The 15,874-nt window shown below is 72.0% G+C and carries 15 protein-coding genes; 8 read left to right on the top strand and 7 right to left on the bottom strand.

The genetic code is table 11. The features are described 5' to 3' along the window. The first annotated feature begins 90 nt into the window (after window positions 1-90). Window positions 91-744 (top strand): DUF305 domain-containing protein, encoded by a 654-nt coding sequence (locus tag OG718_RS45495; RefSeq protein ID WP_260694884.1) that lies wholly within the window; start codon window positions 91-93, stop codon window positions 742-744. A 63-nt stretch (window positions 745-807) separates the two neighbouring features. Here the strand turns inward: OG718_RS45495 and OG718_RS45490 are convergent, their stop codons facing one another. Beyond that, a complete protein-coding gene (locus OG718_RS45490; RefSeq protein WP_143633220.1) occupies window positions 808-1,293 on the bottom strand; it encodes a DUF6214 family protein in 486 nt (161 codons plus the stop codon). A 225-nt stretch (window positions 1,294-1,518) separates the two neighbouring features. Between OG718_RS45490 and OG718_RS45485 the strand changes: the two genes are divergently transcribed. Then, window positions 1,519-2,871, top strand: a complete 1,353-nt coding sequence (locus OG718_RS45485; protein ID WP_328846913.1) for an FAD-dependent oxidoreductase — start codon at window positions 1,519-1,521, stop codon at window positions 2,869-2,871. Between the two features lie 161 nt (window positions 2,872-3,032). Beyond that, entirely contained in the window at window positions 3,033-4,436 is a 1,404-nt protein-coding gene (locus OG718_RS45480) for a nucleobase:cation symporter-2 family protein (protein ID WP_143633217.1), read from the top strand. On the opposite strand, the gene OG718_RS45475 is transcribed toward OG718_RS45480, so the two are convergent. Beyond that, window positions 4,356-4,715 carry an ArsR/SmtB family transcription factor gene (locus OG718_RS45475; protein ID WP_143633215.1) on the bottom strand — a complete coding sequence of 120 codons (360 nt, stop codon included), beginning with the start codon at window positions 4,713-4,715 and terminating at the stop codon, window positions 4,356-4,358. The genes OG718_RS45480 and OG718_RS45475 overlap by 81 nt on opposite strands. A 150-nt stretch (window positions 4,716-4,865) precedes the next feature. Between OG718_RS45475 and OG718_RS45470 the strand changes: the two genes are divergently transcribed. Next, window positions 4,866-5,945, top strand: a complete 1,080-nt coding sequence (locus OG718_RS45470) for an NADH:flavin oxidoreductase/NADH oxidase (RefSeq protein WP_328846912.1) — start codon at window positions 4,866-4,868, stop codon at window positions 5,943-5,945. A 54-nt stretch (window positions 5,946-5,999) separates the two neighbouring features. Here OG718_RS45470 and OG718_RS45465 read toward each other — a convergent pair whose 3' ends face one another. From OG718_RS45465 to OG718_RS45455, 3 genes are all read right to left on the bottom strand, one after another. Then, window positions 6,000-6,746, bottom strand: coding sequence for an SDR family oxidoreductase (locus OG718_RS45465; protein WP_306941293.1), 747 nt, complete (start codon window positions 6,744-6,746; stop codon window positions 6,000-6,002). Window positions 6,747-6,852: 106 nt separating this feature from the next. Further along, the gene (locus OG718_RS45460) at window positions 6,853-7,803 is read right to left on the bottom strand and encodes an RNA polymerase sigma-70 factor (protein ID WP_328847944.1); all 951 of its coding nucleotides are present in this window, start codon (window positions 7,801-7,803) and stop codon (window positions 6,853-6,855) included. A 116-nt stretch (window positions 7,804-7,919) separates the two neighbouring features. Further along, window positions 7,920-8,492, bottom strand: coding sequence for an Rv1733c family protein (locus tag OG718_RS45455; RefSeq protein WP_143633211.1), 573 nt, complete (start codon window positions 8,490-8,492; stop codon window positions 7,920-7,922). 201 nt (window positions 8,493-8,693) lie between these two features. On the opposite strand from OG718_RS45455, the gene OG718_RS45450 reads away from it, so the two are divergent. From OG718_RS45450 to OG718_RS45435, 4 genes are all read left to right on the top strand, one after another. After that, window positions 8,694-9,779: a WD40/YVTN/BNR-like repeat-containing protein gene (locus tag OG718_RS45450; protein WP_186001029.1), complete on the top strand. Its 1,086-nt coding sequence runs from the start codon at window positions 8,694-8,696 to the stop codon at window positions 9,777-9,779. Between the two features lie 132 nt (window positions 9,780-9,911). Further along, a complete protein-coding gene (locus OG718_RS45445) occupies window positions 9,912-10,589 on the top strand; it encodes a uracil-DNA glycosylase (RefSeq protein WP_143633207.1) in 678 nt (225 codons plus the stop codon). Beyond that, window positions 10,586-11,629, top strand: coding sequence for an N-acetylglucosamine kinase (locus OG718_RS45440; protein ID WP_260694882.1), 1,044 nt, complete (start codon window positions 10,586-10,588; stop codon window positions 11,627-11,629). Before OG718_RS45445 ends, OG718_RS45440 begins: the two co-directional genes overlap by 4 nt. A 119-nt stretch (window positions 11,630-11,748) precedes the next feature. After that, the gene (locus OG718_RS45435; protein ID WP_306941288.1) at window positions 11,749-12,672 is read left to right on the top strand and encodes a sirohydrochlorin chelatase; all 924 of its coding nucleotides are present in this window, start codon (window positions 11,749-11,751) and stop codon (window positions 12,670-12,672) included. A 120-nt stretch (window positions 12,673-12,792) separates the two neighbouring features. Here the strand turns inward: OG718_RS45435 and OG718_RS45430 are convergent, their stop codons facing one another. Together OG718_RS45430 and OG718_RS45425 are read right to left on the bottom strand one after the other, a co-directional pair. Continuing rightward, window positions 12,793-13,836 carry a lactonase family protein gene (locus tag OG718_RS45430; RefSeq protein WP_328846911.1) on the bottom strand — a complete coding sequence of 348 codons (1,044 nt, stop codon included), beginning with the start codon at window positions 13,834-13,836 and terminating at the stop codon, window positions 12,793-12,795. A 367-nt stretch (window positions 13,837-14,203) separates the two neighbouring features. Then, window positions 14,204-15,712, bottom strand: a complete 1,509-nt coding sequence (locus OG718_RS45425) for an FUSC family protein (RefSeq protein WP_328847943.1) — start codon at window positions 15,710-15,712, stop codon at window positions 14,204-14,206. Window positions 15,713-15,874: the final 162 nt, after the last annotated feature.

Here is a 15,874-nt window from a genome sequence, read left to right as displayed (position 1 = left end):
TGTTTTTGATCAATCGCGTTCAGCAGCATGCTAAGACGGTCATCAACACTCACGAGGTGTCTGTTGTCCCGGGTGACTCAGGAGGTCGCTGTGCCCTTTCGCCGTACGTCCCTGTACCGCGTCGCGATCGCGACGTCCGCCGTCCTCGCGCTCGGGGGCTGCACGGGTTCGGACGACGAGACCCCGTCCAAGTCCGCGGCGGGTACGGGCCCTTCGGTCATCGCCCCCGGCAAGCCGGGCGAGGCCGCCCAGACCCTCTCCGCCGAGGACGCCGCGAAGCACCGGGCCGAGGACGACTCCCCCAACACTGCCGACCGTGACTACGCGCGCATGATGATCGAGCATCACGTGCAGGCGCTGGAGATGACGGAACTCGCCGCGAAGCACGCGGAGTCGACCCGGGTGAAGGGGCTGGCCGACCGGATCACGGCCGCGCAGCGACCCGAGATCGACACCATGAAGGCCTGGCTGAAGAAGCACGGCGGTGCCGGGAAGAGCGAGTCCCACGACCACGAGCCGATGCCGGGCATGGCGACCGAGGCTCAGCTGAAGAAGCTGCGGGCGGCACAGGGCAAGGCGTTCGACGGGCTCTTCCTGAAGCTGATGATCACCCATCACGACGGGGCCGTCACCATGGCCACCGACGTGAAGGCCCAGGGCAACAACCTTCAGATCGAGGAGATGGCCGACGACGTGATCGCCCAGCAGACGGCCGAGATCAGCCGGATGCGCGAGATGTCCTGACGGCGCCCGACCCAATCATCGCCCGACCCGCTCAGTGCCCGACCCAGTCATCGCCCGACCCGCTCAGCGGCGGACATGGCGCGGCGTCAGAAGACCCGCGTCCCGCGCTGCGGCGATCAGTCTGAGCGCGCGCCGACGGCTGTGTCCGGTCGCGGACATCACCGCGAGCACCGGGTCCCCGCCCGCTTCCTGAGCCGCCAGATACTCCGCGGCGACGAAGCGCCGGCCCTCGATGCCGCGCGGCCGGGCGGGGCGCGCGTGCCGCTTGTCCGAGGACCCGTCGGCGGGCGCGGCGCCGACCGGTTCCGCCGCGCCGCCGCACGCCTCAAGGAGCGGGCCCTCGATCCAGTCGGGAAGAACCGCCAGGTCGTCGAGCGAGAGCGCCGGCTGGGCCCGTACGTCCTCGATGGAGACACATCCGTCGCACACCACGGCGAGCATGTCGACCTGGGCGCCGTCGTCGAAGGACAGCCTGACGTTGCACCACGTCGTGGCGGTGTCGCGCTCCTGTCGGCGCTCCCGCACCTCCCAGGCGTGCCACACGGACACGACTCCGTCCGGCGCATATCGATCAAAAAGATTAAGAAAGGATGCTTCCAGCACATACTCAACGTAACCGCATGATCACATTCACTGCGAATAGGCACGCATGCGTTCCCGGCAGGGCACCCCGTCGGCGCAGCACCGTGTCCAGCCCCTCCCCGGGCGCGCCGCGCGGTGCGATGCTGGAAGCACCAGCGATCTCCTCGTTCTCCTCGGGGAAGGGGCTCAGCCGTGCTGCAGGTCGCCGTCGTCGGCTCGGGACCGAGTGGGGTGTACACCGCGCAGGGTCTCGTCCAGCAGGGCCAGGTGCCGGAAGTCAGGGTGGACGTCCTTGACCGGCTCCCGTGCCCGTACGGGCTGGTGCGCTACGGCGTGGCACCCGACCACGAGAAGATCAAGTCGCTGCAGAACAATCTGCGTACGGTCCTGGAGCACGAGCGGGTGCGATTCCTCGGCGGGGTCAGGGTCGGCCCGGACGGGCTGCCGGCCGCCCGGCTGCGGGAGCTGTACCACGCGGTCGTGTACTGCGTGGGCGCCGCCACCGACCGGCATCTCGGGGTGCCCGGCGAGGAACTGCCGGGAAGCTGGTCCGCGACCGAGTTCGTGTCCTGGTACAGCGCGCATCCGGACTCCCTGTCAGACGGTTTCGTGGTCGGCGCGCGGGCGGCGGTCGTCATCGGCGTCGGCAACGTGGCGGTGGACGTGACCCGGATACTGGCCCGCGGCGCCGCGGAGCTGAGCCCCACCGACATTCCCCAGGCGGCGCTCGCCGCGCTGGCCGACAGTCGGGTGCGGGAGATCCAGATGGTGGGCCGGCGCGGCCCGTCACAGGCCCGCTTCACCACCAAGGAACTGCGCGAACTGGGCGCCCTGCCCGACACCGAAGTGGTCGTGGATCCCGCCGAGTTGGCGCTCGACCCGGCGTACGCCGACCCCTCCGGGCTGCCCGCCGCGCAGCGCCGCAACGTCGAGGTTCTGCGCGGCTGGGCCGAACAGCCACGCCCTGCCGGCAGCCGACGGATCCGCCTCCGCTTCTTCCTCCGCCCGGTCGAACTGCTCCCGGACGCAGGGCGCGTGGGCGCCGTCCGCTTCGAACGGACGCTCCCGGACGGCCACGGCGGCGTGACGGGCACGGGTGAGTACGAGGACATCGAGGCCCAGTTGGTCCTGCGCTCGGTCGGCTACCGCGGAGTTCCCCTGGAGGGCCTCCCCTTCGACACGGGCCTCGGCACCGTGCCCCACCTCGCGGGCCGCGTGCTCCGCGACGGCTCGGTCTCCCCCGGCGAGTACGTGGCCGGCTGGATCAAACGCGGCCCCACAGGCGTCATCGGCACCAACCGCCCCTGCGCGAAGGAAACGGTGACCTCACTCCTGGAGGACGCGCCCACGCTCGCGCGTCGCGATGTGCTGCCCGACCCGCTGGCCGCGCTGAGGGCGGCGGGCCTGCACCCGGTCGAATGGGAGGGCTGGCAGGCGATAGAACGGGCGGAGGCGGCACTGGGCGCTTCGTTGGGCAGGCACGTGGTCAAACTCCCCGACTGGCAGTCCCTACTGGAAGCAGCCCGCCCAACAGGCGCCCCGTAAGGGGCGCGGGGAACCGCGCGATCAGCCACACACAACCCGCGGGATACCCACACACCTCTCCGGGCATGACACCTGGCGGCAACAGGTCAGAAATCAACAAACTGTTCAACCCGCTTACGGTCTGAGGCAGTCCCCACCTCCCCGCCGCTCCTGGAGTGCCCATGGCAACCCCAACCCCCACCCCCGCACGTCAAGTGCACCCCGTGGACGAGGTCCCACCCGTCCGCCACCTCGCCGCCTTCGGCCTGCAGCACGTCCTCGCGATGTACGCGGGCGCGGTCGCGGTCCCCCTGATCGTCGGCAGCGCGATGAAGCTGTCGCCGGCGGACATGGCGTACCTGATCACGGCCGACCTGCTGCTGTGCGGCATCGCGACGCTCATCCAGTGCGTCGGGTTCTGGCGGTTCGGCGTGCGGCTGCCGATCATGCAGGGGTGCACCTTCGCGGCCGTGTCGCCGATGGTGCTGATCGGTACGGGCGGCGGCGGACTGCCCGCGATCTACGGGTCGGTGATCGTCGCCGGGCTGGCGATCATCCTGCTGGCGCCGGTCTTCGGGAAGCTGCTGCGGTTCTTCCCGCCGCTCGTCACGGGCACGGTGATCCTGATCATCGGGCTCTCGCTGCTGCCGGTGGCCGGCAACTGGGCGGCCGGCGGGGTGGGTTCACCGGACTTCGGCGAGCCGAAGAACCTCGCGCTCGCGGCCTTCGTCCTGGCGGTCGTGCTCGCCGTGCAGCGGTTCGCGCCGGTCTTCCTGAGCAGGATCGCGGTGCTGCTCGGCATCGCGGTGGGGCTCGCGGTCGCCGTGCCGTTCGGCTTCACGGACTTCGACGGGGTCGGGAACGCGGACTGGCTCGGCATCAGTACGCCGTTCCACTTCGGCGCCCCCACGTTCGAGGCGTCGGCGATCGCGTCGATGCTGGTAGTGGCGCTGGTGACGATGACGGAGACGACCGGTGACTTCATCGCGGTCGGCGAGATGACCGACCGGAAGATCGAGCCCCGTTCGCTCGCCGACGGCCTGCGCGCGGACGGCCTGTCCACTGTCCTCGGCGGTGTCTTCAACACGTTCCCGTACACGGCGTACGCGCAGAACGTCGGTCTCGTCGGCATGACCAGGGTCCGCAGCCGCTGGGTGGTCGCCACCGCGGGCGGCATCCTCGTCCTGCTCGGCCTGCTGCCCAAGCTGGGCGCGGTGGTCGCGGCCATACCGGCTCCGGTGCTCGGCGGCGCGGGTCTGGTCATGTTCGGCACGGTCGCCGCGAGCGGGCTGCGGACGCTGGCTCAGGTCGACTTCAAGGGCAACAACAACCTGACGGTGGTGGCCGTTTCGGTCGCCGTGGGCATGCTGCCGGTCGGTGTGCCGACGGTGTACGCGAAGTTTCCCGACTGGTTCCAGACGGTGATGAACAGCGGTATCAGCGCGGGCTGTCTCACCGCGATCGTGCTGAACCTGCTCTTCAACCACCTTCCCTCGAAGGGCGGTTCAGCTGCCCCCGAGGCGGACGGCCTGACGAGCGGCGGCGGCGAGGACACTGTCGAGAAGCCCCGGGAAGAGGTCGTCTAGGTCGTCGCGCCGCAGCCCGTTCATCTTGGCGGTGCCCCGGTAGATCTGCCGGATCACGCCCGCCTCGCGGAGTACCCGGAAGTGGTGCGTGGTCGTGGACTTGGTGACGGGCAGGTCGAAGTGCGAACAGGAGAGCTCGTCGCCGTCGGCGGCGAGCTCTCGCACGACCAGCAGCCGCATCGGATCGGAGAGCGCGTGCAGCACGGCCTCCAGTCGGATCTCCGCGCGCTCGGGGTGCGGGAGGTCGCGGCTGCTGCTGGCGGGGGCGGCGGTCGTCACGGCGGCTCCAGTCCGTCGGGGCCGGAGATCTGAGGTCCGAGGTCTCCGGAGAACCTCATTGTACGAGAGGTATCGTAGTTTGACATCCGCCGTACTACGATGCCTATCGTACGAGTCGTAACCCGGCCCCGTCACGAATTGGAGTCCGCCGTGAGCGCGCTCTTCGAGCCCTACACCCTGCGCGACCTGACCGTCCCGAACCGGGTCTGGATGCCGCCGATGTGCCAGTACTCGGCCTCGCCGGAGGGCCCCGGGACGGGCGCCCCCAACGACTGGCACTTCGCGCACTACGCGGCTCGCGCCGCCGGCGGGACCGGCCTGATCATCGTCGAGGCCACCGCGGTCAGCCCCGAGGGCCGGATCTCCCCGTACGACCTGGGCATCTGGAACGAGACCCAGGTCGAGGCGTTCCGCCGGATCACGCGCTTCCTGGTGTCCCAGGGCACGGTTCCCGCGATCCAGCTCGGGCACGGCGGCCGCAAGGCCTCGACCGACCGCCCCTGGAAGGGCGGCGCGCCCGTCGGCCCCGACGCCCACGGCTGGCAGCCGCTCGGACCGAGCCCGGTCGCCTTCGACGAGAACCACCCCGTGCCGACCGAGCTGACCGTGGACGGGATCAAGGAGATCGTCGGCCAGTTCGCCGACGCCGCGCGGCGGTCGCTGGACGCCGGCTTCGAGATCGCCGAGATCCACGGCGCGCACGGCTACCTGATCGGCGAGTTCCTCTCCCCGCACTCCAACCGGCGCACGGACGCGTACGGCGGCTCGTACGAGAACCGCGTGCGCTTCGCCCTCGAGGTCGTGGACGCCGTGCGCGAGGTGTGGCCCGGCGACAAGCCGCTGTTCTTCCGGATCTCGGCCACCGACTGGCTGGAGCAGGACGGCTGGACGGCCGACGACACGGTCCCCTTCGCCGCCGAACTGTCCGCCCACGGCGTGGACCTGCTCGACGTCTCCACGGGCGGCAACGCGTCCGGCGTACGCATACCCGTCGGGCCGGGCTACCAGGTGCCCTTCGCCGCGCGCGTCAAGAACGAGACGTCGATGGCCGTCGCCGCCGTCGGTCTCATCACCGATGTCGAGCAGGCCGAGAAGATCGTCGCCAACGGTGAGGCGGACGCCGTTCTCCTCGGCCGGGAACTGCTGCGCAGCCCCTCGTGGGCCCGGCACGCGGCCCGCGAACTCGGGGGCGACGTGCACGTGCCGGACCAGTACCACCGTTCCGCCTGACGGGACCCGCCCCTGACGCGACCTGCTTTTGGCGCTACCCGCCTCTGACTCGGCCTACTTCTGGCGGTCGAGCCAGTCCGTGAAGGTGGTCCCGGCGACGTGGGCGTCGGGGCCGGGCAGCAGCTCGCGCCCCTGGGGGTGCGCGCCGAAGTAGCCGACGGACTCGTCTGTGACGACCACGCGCGGGTCCTTCTCGGCCGCCAGGCCCGTGCGGACGAACTCGTCGAGGTGGAGCTCCTCGGGGCCCGCCACCTCTGTCGTGCCGTTCAGCGGAGCCGCCTCGGCGGCGAGGGCGACCGCCGCGACCACGTCGTCGGAGGCGAGCGGCTGGAGGAGCGAGGAGGGCAGCCGGACCGTGTCGCCCTCGGTGGATCCGGCCGCGATGCCCTTCACGAACTCGAAGAACTGTGTGGCACGGACGATGGTGTACGGGATCCCTGAGCCCTTGATCAGCTCCTCCTGGGCGACCTTGGCACGCAGGTAGCCCGAGTCGGGCAGCTGTTCGCTCCCCACGACCGACAGCGCGACGTGGTGTCCCACACCCGCGGCGGCCTCGGCCGCGACGAGGTTGCCCGTGGACGTACGGAAGAACTCCAGCACCGCGCTGTCCTCGAAGGAGGGCGAGTTGGACACGTCGACGACGACCGAGGCGCCCTTCAGCGCGTCGTCCAGGCCCTCGCCCGTGATGCTGTTGACGCCGGTGTTCGGGGAGGCGGGCAGGGCCTCGTGGCCGTCCGCCCTGAGCCTTTCCACCAGCTTCGACCCGATGAGCCCAGTGCCGCCGATGACTACGATCTTCATGGTGCAACCCTTCCGGATTCGTCCGACGGAATCGGACCTGCTGACCATGTAGACCGGACAGGGTCCGGGTTTGTGACAGCCCGGCTCCTCTCCTCGCGCCCGCCTTCTACGGAGTGCCGCGAGGACCCGAAAGCGACTGGACGTACGGGTCGAGCTTGGCGGGGTTCATCACCCACATGATCCGCTCGATGCCCTGCGCGGAGGCGTCGACGGCCAGCAGGGCGACGGCTCGGCCCTCGTGGGAGACGAGCACGGCCGGGCGGCCGTTCGCCTCGACCCACTCGACCTCTGCACCGGGCCAGAACCTCGGCGCGAAGGCCGCCAGGTACTTGGCGACGCGGGCACTGCCGAGCACCGGGATCCTCGACGCGCCACGCACTCCCCCACCGTCCGAGTAGCTGACGACGTCCTCGGCGAGCAGCTCCTCGAGTGCCGCGAGGTCACCCGTCTGCGCCGCGGCCAGGAAGACCTCCAGCAGCCGCCGGTGCTCGACCGCGTCCACCGGCTCCCGCCGCTCGGCGGCCAGGCGTCTGCGCGCCCGGCTGACCAGCTGACGGGTGTTGGCCTGTCCCGTTTCGAGGATGGCCGCGATCTGCTCGTACGGGTAGTCGAACGCTTCACGGAGGACGTAGGCCGCCCGTTCCGTCGGCGTCAGCTTCTCCAGGAGGAGGAGCACCGCGAGCTCCACCGCCTCGCCCCGTTCCGCCCCCGTCTGCGGGTCGAGGCTCGTGTCCACCGGTTCGGGAAGCCACGGGCCTACGTACGTCTCGCGACGCACGCGTGCGGACTGTGCGACGTTGATCGCCAGGCGGGTCGTCACGGTGGCGAGATAGGCGGGCGGGTCCAGGACGACCGTGCGGTCCGTCGACTGCCAGCGCAGCCAGGCCTCCTGGACCACGTCCTCGGCCTCCGCCGCGCTGCCGAGCATGCGGTAGGCGATACCGAAGAGCTGCCGCCGCACTCCGACGAAGACCGTCGCGGCCTCGTCCAACGCGCCCTTCCCGGGATGCTCCGAACGCGTCGCCGCCGCCGCTCTCTCCGGATGGTCCGAGTGCATCGCCGCTGCCGCCTCCGCCTCCGTGAGCCACTCCGTGAACGTGCGGATTCTTTCACGGGGCACATGACCTGACCGCAGGAGGCCGCGGTGGGTTCACACCGCCGCGGTCCGCCCCCTCAGCCGGTCTTCCACCCCCACTGGGGACCGACCCGCTCCCACTCCGTGTCCCACTGGTCCATCCGCCGGCGCTCCAGGCGTCCGCGGACCAGCCGCCCGCCGGCGAAGGGCACGGCCGAGGCGGTCACTCCGATCAGAATGCCGATCATCGCCGCCCGCAGACCTGCCTGGGCCTCCGTCGCGGGCCTGGTGACGAGGAGGCCGTCGGGGTCGGTCCACACGGTGACCGAGGTGCCGGCCGTGCTGCCGGGGTCGACCCGGGTCTGGCCCTCGTGGGCCGAGCCGTCGGGCGCGGTCCAGCGGACCTTCGCCCACACCCGTTCCGCACCGGCCGCCCTGGTGCCGGGTGCCCGCTCGGTGAGGAGTGCGGGTACGGGCCGCCACTCGACTCGCTCCCTGTCGAGGGTGCGCTCGACCGACTGCGCGGCCGCCAGACCCGCGACCATCCCGGCGAGCAGGACGAGCAGCCAGGTGGCGAGCACGGTCCAGGCCTCCAGCCGGTCGCTGCGGCGCCGCAGCGGATTGGGCCACCAACGCCACAGCAACGCCCTCGGACCTCGTAACGCCGCCATCGCGGGCCCTCCTCATCACCAGCAGACCGACGCCCTCCCATACGAACGCCGCCGCCCTGTTGCTCAGGAGACGTATCCCACATCGACGCCACCACCGAAAAAACGTTCTGACCTGCGCATATGCCGCGCCCAGGGGTGACTGTCAGTGCCGGGGTGCAAACTGGCCGATACCTGAGACAACGACGTCCGGAGGTGGCCGGCATGGCCGAGGTACTGCTCACGGTAGGCACACGCAAGGGACTGTTCGTCGGACGGCGACGCGGTGGCGTCTGGGAGTTCGACGACAGTCCGTATTTCAACGCTCAGGCGGTCTATTCGGTCGCGATCGACACCCGTGGTGACGTGCCGCGGCTCCTCGCCGGCGGCGACAGCGCGCACTGGGGCCCGTCCGTGTTCCACTCCGACGACCTGGGCCGCACGTGGACCGAGCCGGCCAGGGCCGCCGTCAAGTTCCCCCAGGACACGGGCGCTTCGCTGGAGCGCGTGTGGCAGCTGCACCCGGCGGCGGCCGAGCCCGACGTGGTGTACGCGGGCACGGAACCGGCTGCGCTGTACCGCTCGACGGACCGCGGCGAGTCCTTCGAGCTCGTCCGTCCCCTCTGGGAGCACCCCACCCGCTCGAAGTGGGTGCCCGGCGGCGGCGGAGAGGGCCTGCACACCGTCCTCACCGACGCACGCGATCCGCTCGCGGTGACGGTCGCCGTCTCCACGGCCGGCGTCTTCCGCACGAAGGACGGCGGAGAGAGCTGGGAGCCGTCCAACTCCGGTGTCTCCGCGGTGTTCCTGCCGGATCCGAATCCGGAGTTCGGCCAGTGCGTGCACAAGATCGCACAGGACCCGGCGACACCGGACCGTCTGTATCTGCAGAACCACTGGGGTGTCTACCGCAGCGACGACGCCGGGGCGCACTGGACGGACATCGGCGAGGGTCTGCCGTCCACGTTCGGCTTCGCCGCGGCCACCCATCCGCGTCGCGGTGACACCGCCTACGTGTTTCCCATCAACGCCGACGCGGACCGCGTCCCCGCGGACCACCGATGTCGCGTCTTCCGCACGGCCGACGCGGGCAAGACCTGGGAGCCCCTTTCGGCGGGGCTGCCGCAGGAGGACCACTACGGCACGGTGCTGCGCGACGCCATGTGCACGGACGACGCGGACCCGGCGGGCGTGTACTTCGGCAATCGCAATGGCGAGGTGTTCGCGTCGGCGGACGACGGCGACAGCTGGCAGCAGCTGGCGTCCCATCTGCCGGACGTCCTCTGCGTACGGGCCGCGGTGATCGATTGAGCCCCCGGACCGAGCCGGGCCGCGCCACCGCCCTGGGCCCCAACACCCGCCGCTGTCACCGCACATACCACCCCGGGCCGTGCGGTGACCACCGGTTGATCGACCATGCGCGTACGGCAGTAGGGTGACGCCGTGGCACCACGACCGTTGCATGAAATCGTCGAACAGGGCTGGGCGAAAGCCCTCGAACCCGTGGCCGGGCGGATCACCGAGATGGGGGACTTCCTGCGCGCGGAGATCGCCGCGGGGCGCACCTATCTACCGGCGGGCCCGAACGTGCTCCGCGCCTTCCAGCAACCCTTCGACGACGTCCGGGTCCTCATCGTCGGCCAGGACCCCTATCCGACCCCGGGACACGCGGTGGGGCTGTCGTTCTCGGTCGCGCCCGAGGTGCGTCCGCTGCCCGGCAGCCTCATCAACATCTACCGGGAGCTGACCACCGACCTGGGCCTGCCCCCGCCGACGAACGGCGACCTGACCCCCTGGACCCAGCAGGGCGTGCTGTTGCTCAACAAAGCGCTGACCACGGCCCCGCGCAAGCCTGCCGCGCACCGCGGCAAGGGCTGGGAAGAGGTCACCGAGCAGGCGATACGGGCGCTGGCCGCGCGGGGACGTCCGCTGGTGTCGATCCTGTGGGGGCGCGACGCCCGCAATCTCCGGCCGCTGCTGGGCGATCTGCCGTCGGTGGAGTCCTCGCATCCGTCACCGATGTCGGCGGACCGTGGCTTCTTCGGTTCGCGTCCGTTCAGCCGGGCCAACGACCTGCTGACCCGCCAGGGCGGCGAACCCGTGGACTGGCGGCTGCCGTGATCCGTCCCGGCGAGACGTCGGGGGTGCCGAAGGCGACGGGCGTGCTGGGTGTGGATTCCGGGGGTTCGGGGCTGCGTGTCGTCCTGGCCGTCGACGGCGGCCGGGTCACGGCTCCGCTGACCTCCAGGGAGCCGGTGCGCACCGGCCCTCGCGGCATCGACGCCTGGCATCTTCTCGAACAACTGGTGCCGATGGCCCGGCGGTTGACGGCCGGGACCGGGGTCGAAGGGCTCCGGGCGATCGCGATCGGCGCCGCCGGTCTCACCACCCTGGGCGATTCGCTGCGCGCCGATCTGCCGTCGGCGCTGGAGCGCGAACTCGGCGTACGGAGGCTCGCGCTGGTCGCCGACGCCGTCACGGCGTACACGGGTGCGCTGGGCCAGCGGGTGGGCGCGGTCGTCGCCGCCGGTACGGGGATGATCGCGATCGGCACAGACCTGAAGAGCTGGCGCAGAGCGGACGGCTGGGGCCATCTCCTCGGCGACTGCGGCAGCGGCGCGTGGATCGGGCGAGCCGGACTCGAAGCGGCGCTGCGCGCCGACGACGGGCGGCCCGGCGGCTCGGCCGCGTTGCTCGCACGCGCCGAGGAGCTGTTCGGCTCGGCCTCGGCGGTGCCGGGACAGCTCTACCCGCGCTCGGACCGCCCCGCCGTGCTGGCGTCCTTCGCACCCGAGGTGGCCGCCTGCGCCGGCGACGACCCGGTGGCGGCGGACATCCTGGCCGCCGCGGCCCGGCACATCGCCGACTCGGCGGCCGCGGTGTGCCCGGACGAGGCTCCGGGAGAAGTCCACGTCGCCCTCACGGGTGGTCTCTTCAAGATGGGCGACCCCCTCCTCGTACCGTTGCGGGCCGCCCTGGCGGAGCTGCTGCCGTACGCCCGGCAGGTCCCGGCGGCGGGCGACCCGCTCGACGGTGCCGTACGCATCGCCGTCGACGTGGCCGACGACCGGCTGACGCTGCCGCGCGACGAGAGCATGCTGTACGTCGTGACGGACGCCGCGGAGCGCCCGGGCTCCCGCCCGCCGACGCACTCCCCTTGATCCGTGGACAGCCAGTGAGATCAATCCGTACGTAACTCATCAGACAAAACCGGACGGATACCGCTCACCTGCACCCTCCCCGAACAGGGGAGCCCAGGAAACCAGTAACATTCGGCGCCATGAGCTCCCCCACTGGGCCCGCGTCCGGCCTGCCAGTACGAATGCCGCGACCCCGCCAGCCCGGCCGGCACCGCCGACCGGAACCGTTGGCGGCTCCCGAGGGCGCGCCCGCGCTCGTCCTCGCGGTGCCGGGCATGCCCAGCGCCGCCACCCGCAGCCTCGCCGAGGAGGTCGTGAGCATCGCGCGCTCCGAGCTTCCCGGCCTCGACGGCCGGATCGGGTACCTCGACGGGGACGACTCGGAGTTCCCCACGCTCCAGTCCGTACTCGCGCACGCCTCCGAGGAGCGCATCGCGCGCTTCGAGCAGGCCCGCGCCGCCGGTGTGGACGCGGTGGAGCCCGACGGCCCCGTCGCCGTGGTCGTGCCGCTGCTCGCGGGCCCGGACGGCGCGCTGCTGCGCCGGGTCCGCCAGGCCGTCATGGACAGCCGCGTGGCGGCCGAGCTGACCGATGTGCTCGGCCCGCACCCGCTGCTCGCCGAGGGGCTGCACGTGCGGCTGTCCGAGGCGGGTCTGGCCCGCGCCGACCGCGCCCGGCTGTTCACCGTGGCGACGGCCGCGGACGGCATCATCCTGGCGTCCGTGGGCGGCGACGAGGCCGTGCAGGCGGCCGGGATCACCGGCATGCTGCTCGCCGCGCGGCTCGCGGTGCCCGTGATGGCCGCGGCGCTCGACGAGGACGGCGCGATCGCGGCCACCGCCGAGCAGCTGCGCTCCTCGGGCTCGCAGCAGCTGGCGCTCGCCCCGTACCTGATCGGTCCCGAGCTCGACGCGGGTCTGCTCGACGCCGCCGCGAAGGAGGCGGGCTGCTCCGCCGCCGAGGCGCTGGGCCCGTACCCGGCGATCGGCAAGCTGGCGCTCGCGAAGTACACCTCGGCGCTGGGCATCGCGCCTCCGCAGCCGCAGGGCGCGCCGGTCCGCTGACGCGGACGGCAGTCGCACACGCACAAACCCCGAAGGGCCCGCTCCGCTGTCCGGAGCCGGGCCCTTCGGGGTTTCGGCGCTCTTCCCGCAGATGTACCGGCGGCGTCCCCCGCCGGCGTCCTAGTCGAGCACCACGCAGGACGCCGCGGGTGCCTTCACCGAGCCGCCCCGCTTCGGCACGCCCGTGGCCGGGTCCACCTCGAACCACGTGACGTTTCCCGAGCGCTCGTTCGCCACGTACAGGAAGCGTCCGGTCGGATCGAGGGCGAGGGCCCGCGGCCAGGTGCCCCCACAGGGCACCGTGGTGACCAGCCGGGGCCCTTCCCCGGGCGCGCCGGGCACGAGCACGGAGAGGACGTCCTGGCCTCGCGTGGCGGTCCACAGGAAGCGCCCGTCGGGCGAGACGACGATGCCGGACGGGTAGGCGTCCCCGTCGGGGAGGTCCGGCAGCACGGACGTCTCACCGACCGGCCGGAGCGTTCCCTCGACGGCGTCCCAGTGACAGGCCGTGACGGTCGGCGCGAGCTCGTTGAGGACGTACGCGCGCTCGCCGTCCGGGTGGAACGCCAGGTGACGGGGCCCCGATCCGGGCCGCAGCGCGAACTCCCGGCGCAGTGTGAGCGCCCCGTCCCGCAGCGCGCACACGCGTACCGAGTCGGTTCCGAGGTCGACGCTCACGGCCCACCGGCGGCTCGGGTCGGGCTGCACGTGGTGGGCGTGCGGGCCCTGCTGGCGCTGCCCGTGCGGACCTGAACCCTTGTGCAGCAGCACACCGGAGGCGGTGGCGAGGCTCCCGTCGTGGCGGATCGGCACGGCGCTGACGCTGCCGGAGCCGTAGTTGGCCGTCAGGACGTGTCCGTCGAAGAGGCTCAGGTGGGTGGGGCCGCTGCCACCGACCGGCACCAGCGGGCCGGCCAGGGACGGCTCGTCGCCCTTCAGCCGGTAGGCGGCGATCGCGCCGTCGGCCGTCTCGCTCACCGCGTAGAGCATGTCCCCGCCGGGCGACAGGGCGAGATACGAGGGGTCGGCGACGCTGTTCACGGCGCCCAGCAGTGTCAGTGCGCCGCTCTCGTCGTCCACCGCCGCGGTGAGGACGCCGAGGCCCCCTGCCGCCGTGAAGGAGCCGATGTAGGCCCGTCGCCGCCGTCCGTCGCCGTCTGCCACTGCAGTCCCCTCTCGGTGCCACGCCGTTCGGGGCGACGGTAGCAGCCAATGGCCTAGACCAGATGCGATGGCTCGGCCGTCACCCCGTCCGGTCCCGTCCCGGCAGGGGACACGCCTCCTCGCACTCCCGTCGCCGGTGAGGCGTTGACTCCCGCCGGTGAGGCGTTGGCCGGTTCCATGCGGGGCATTCCGCATGGCGCGCCCTCAGGCGGCCGCGCCCGCGGACCGCTCCCGCGCGGTCCGCGGACTCTGTGCGGCTGATGGCCGCGGGATTACCCGTCCGACGGTCTGATCCACCCTCTGCATGGCCGGTGAAACCGCCTCATTCATGGGCAATGTGTCCAACTGCCGTGCGCGTGGAGGGGGTTCAGGCGCTCGCGGCCGACGAGGCGCGCAGGGGCGTGGCCAGCGCGGCGAGCGCTCGCTCCAGGCCATGGAGGTGGGCCAGTGCCTGCTCGGCGCCGGGGTGGTGGCCCCGGGCCGCGGAGTGGTGGCCCAGGGCTCCCTCGGCCGTCGTCACGGCGCGTTCCGGTACCGCGCCGACCAGGACCTCCACCGCCGCCTCGACGCGCCCGCAGGCAGCCGTCAGGCGTGCGTCGTACGAGGCGTCCGGGTCGGCGGCGACGGCCGCGAGACCACGTGTCTCCCGGGCGCAGTCGTCGAGGAGGGCGAGCACCTGACGGGCCCGGGTCTTGCGGGCCCGCATCGGGTTGAGTGGGTGCACGAGCGGTGCGAGGGCGAACCGGACCCGGCCGAGCATCGCCTCCAGTTCCGCCGCCCGCGGCGCGGGGTCGGCGTCGCGGTCACCCGCGAGGCGTCGGGCCGCCGCCGCGGTGCACTCGTGCACGGCGCGTACGGCCTGGCCCACCCAGCGGTCGGTGACCGCGTGCGTGGTGACGGGCAGGATCAGCGCGACGGCGAGCGCGGCACCGAGCGCGCCGGCTGCGGTCTCCGCGAGACGCAGCCCCAGCAGGCCGGGGTGCAGCACGCCCAGCAGCCCGTAGAGCAGGCCGGCCATGACGGTGACGAAGAACATCATCCAGCTGTACGAGAGAGCCGCGGTGTAGAAGATCCCCCAGACGCAGACCGCCACGATCGCCGCGGTGGGCGCGGGGGCGCCGTCCAGCGGCACGGCGATCAGCAGTCCGGCCACGATGCCGGTGACCGTGCCGACGACGCGCCGGAAGCCGCGTACGAGGGTCTCGCCACGCGAGGACGTGTTGACGAAGATCCACCAGGCGGTACCGACGGCCCAGTACCAGCGCTCGTGGGAGAGGACCTGGCCCGCGGCGATCGCGAACGCGCAGGCGGCCGTCGCCTGGAAGGCCTGCCGGGTGGTCGGGCGGGAGAGCCCGCGGCCGGCCGGCGCGGCGGGCGTGACCGGCGGCGGAGTGCGCCGCTCGATGCACCACACGCCGAAACGCACCACCGAGGACGCCGCCAGCGCCATCGCCATCGCGGCGTACAGCTGCGGGAGTTGGCCGGGTACGGCGTGCAGGAACTGCGTGATGAAGAAGGTCATGAACGCGAAGATGCCGAGCGCGTGGCCGCGCAGTCCCCAGCGGCGGGCGTACACACCGCAGAAGATCACGGCGAGCCAGATCGCGTCGCGCACGGTCGGCACCGAGTGCAGTGTGGCCGCGAGGGCGAGCACGGGAAAGCCGACGACGGGCAGCAGGGCGGTGGTGACCGCCTGGCCGCGCACGGTCGGGTCGCCGACCGTGAACAGCGCGAGGAGCGCGGCGAGACCGCCCGTGATCGAGGCGGGCAGCGAGAGTCCGGCCAGCTCCGACGCGGCCACCGCGAGACCGATGCCGAGCACCGCCCGCAGCGAGATCCACAGCCGTGCCAGGCCCGGATCCGGAGCCATGAACATCTTCTTCACCGTCGGCAGCCCGCCCCCACTTCGCGTCGACCCCACCGTCAGGACGTGCCTTGTTCAGGACGTGCCCTCAGAGCATGGCAATGGCGCCGCGGGTCCGGAGCCAGCTTCCTTGCCGGTCCGGCGCTTCGCGGCGCCATGAATGACGCGAGTCCG

The sequence above is a fragment of the Streptomyces sp. NBC_00258 genome (assembly GCF_036182465.1).
GTDB lineage: Bacteria > Actinomycetota > Actinomycetes > Streptomycetales > Streptomycetaceae > Streptomyces.
Note: the sequence above shows the minus strand (reverse complement) of the source record. Positions and strands in the feature narration are given on the sequence as shown.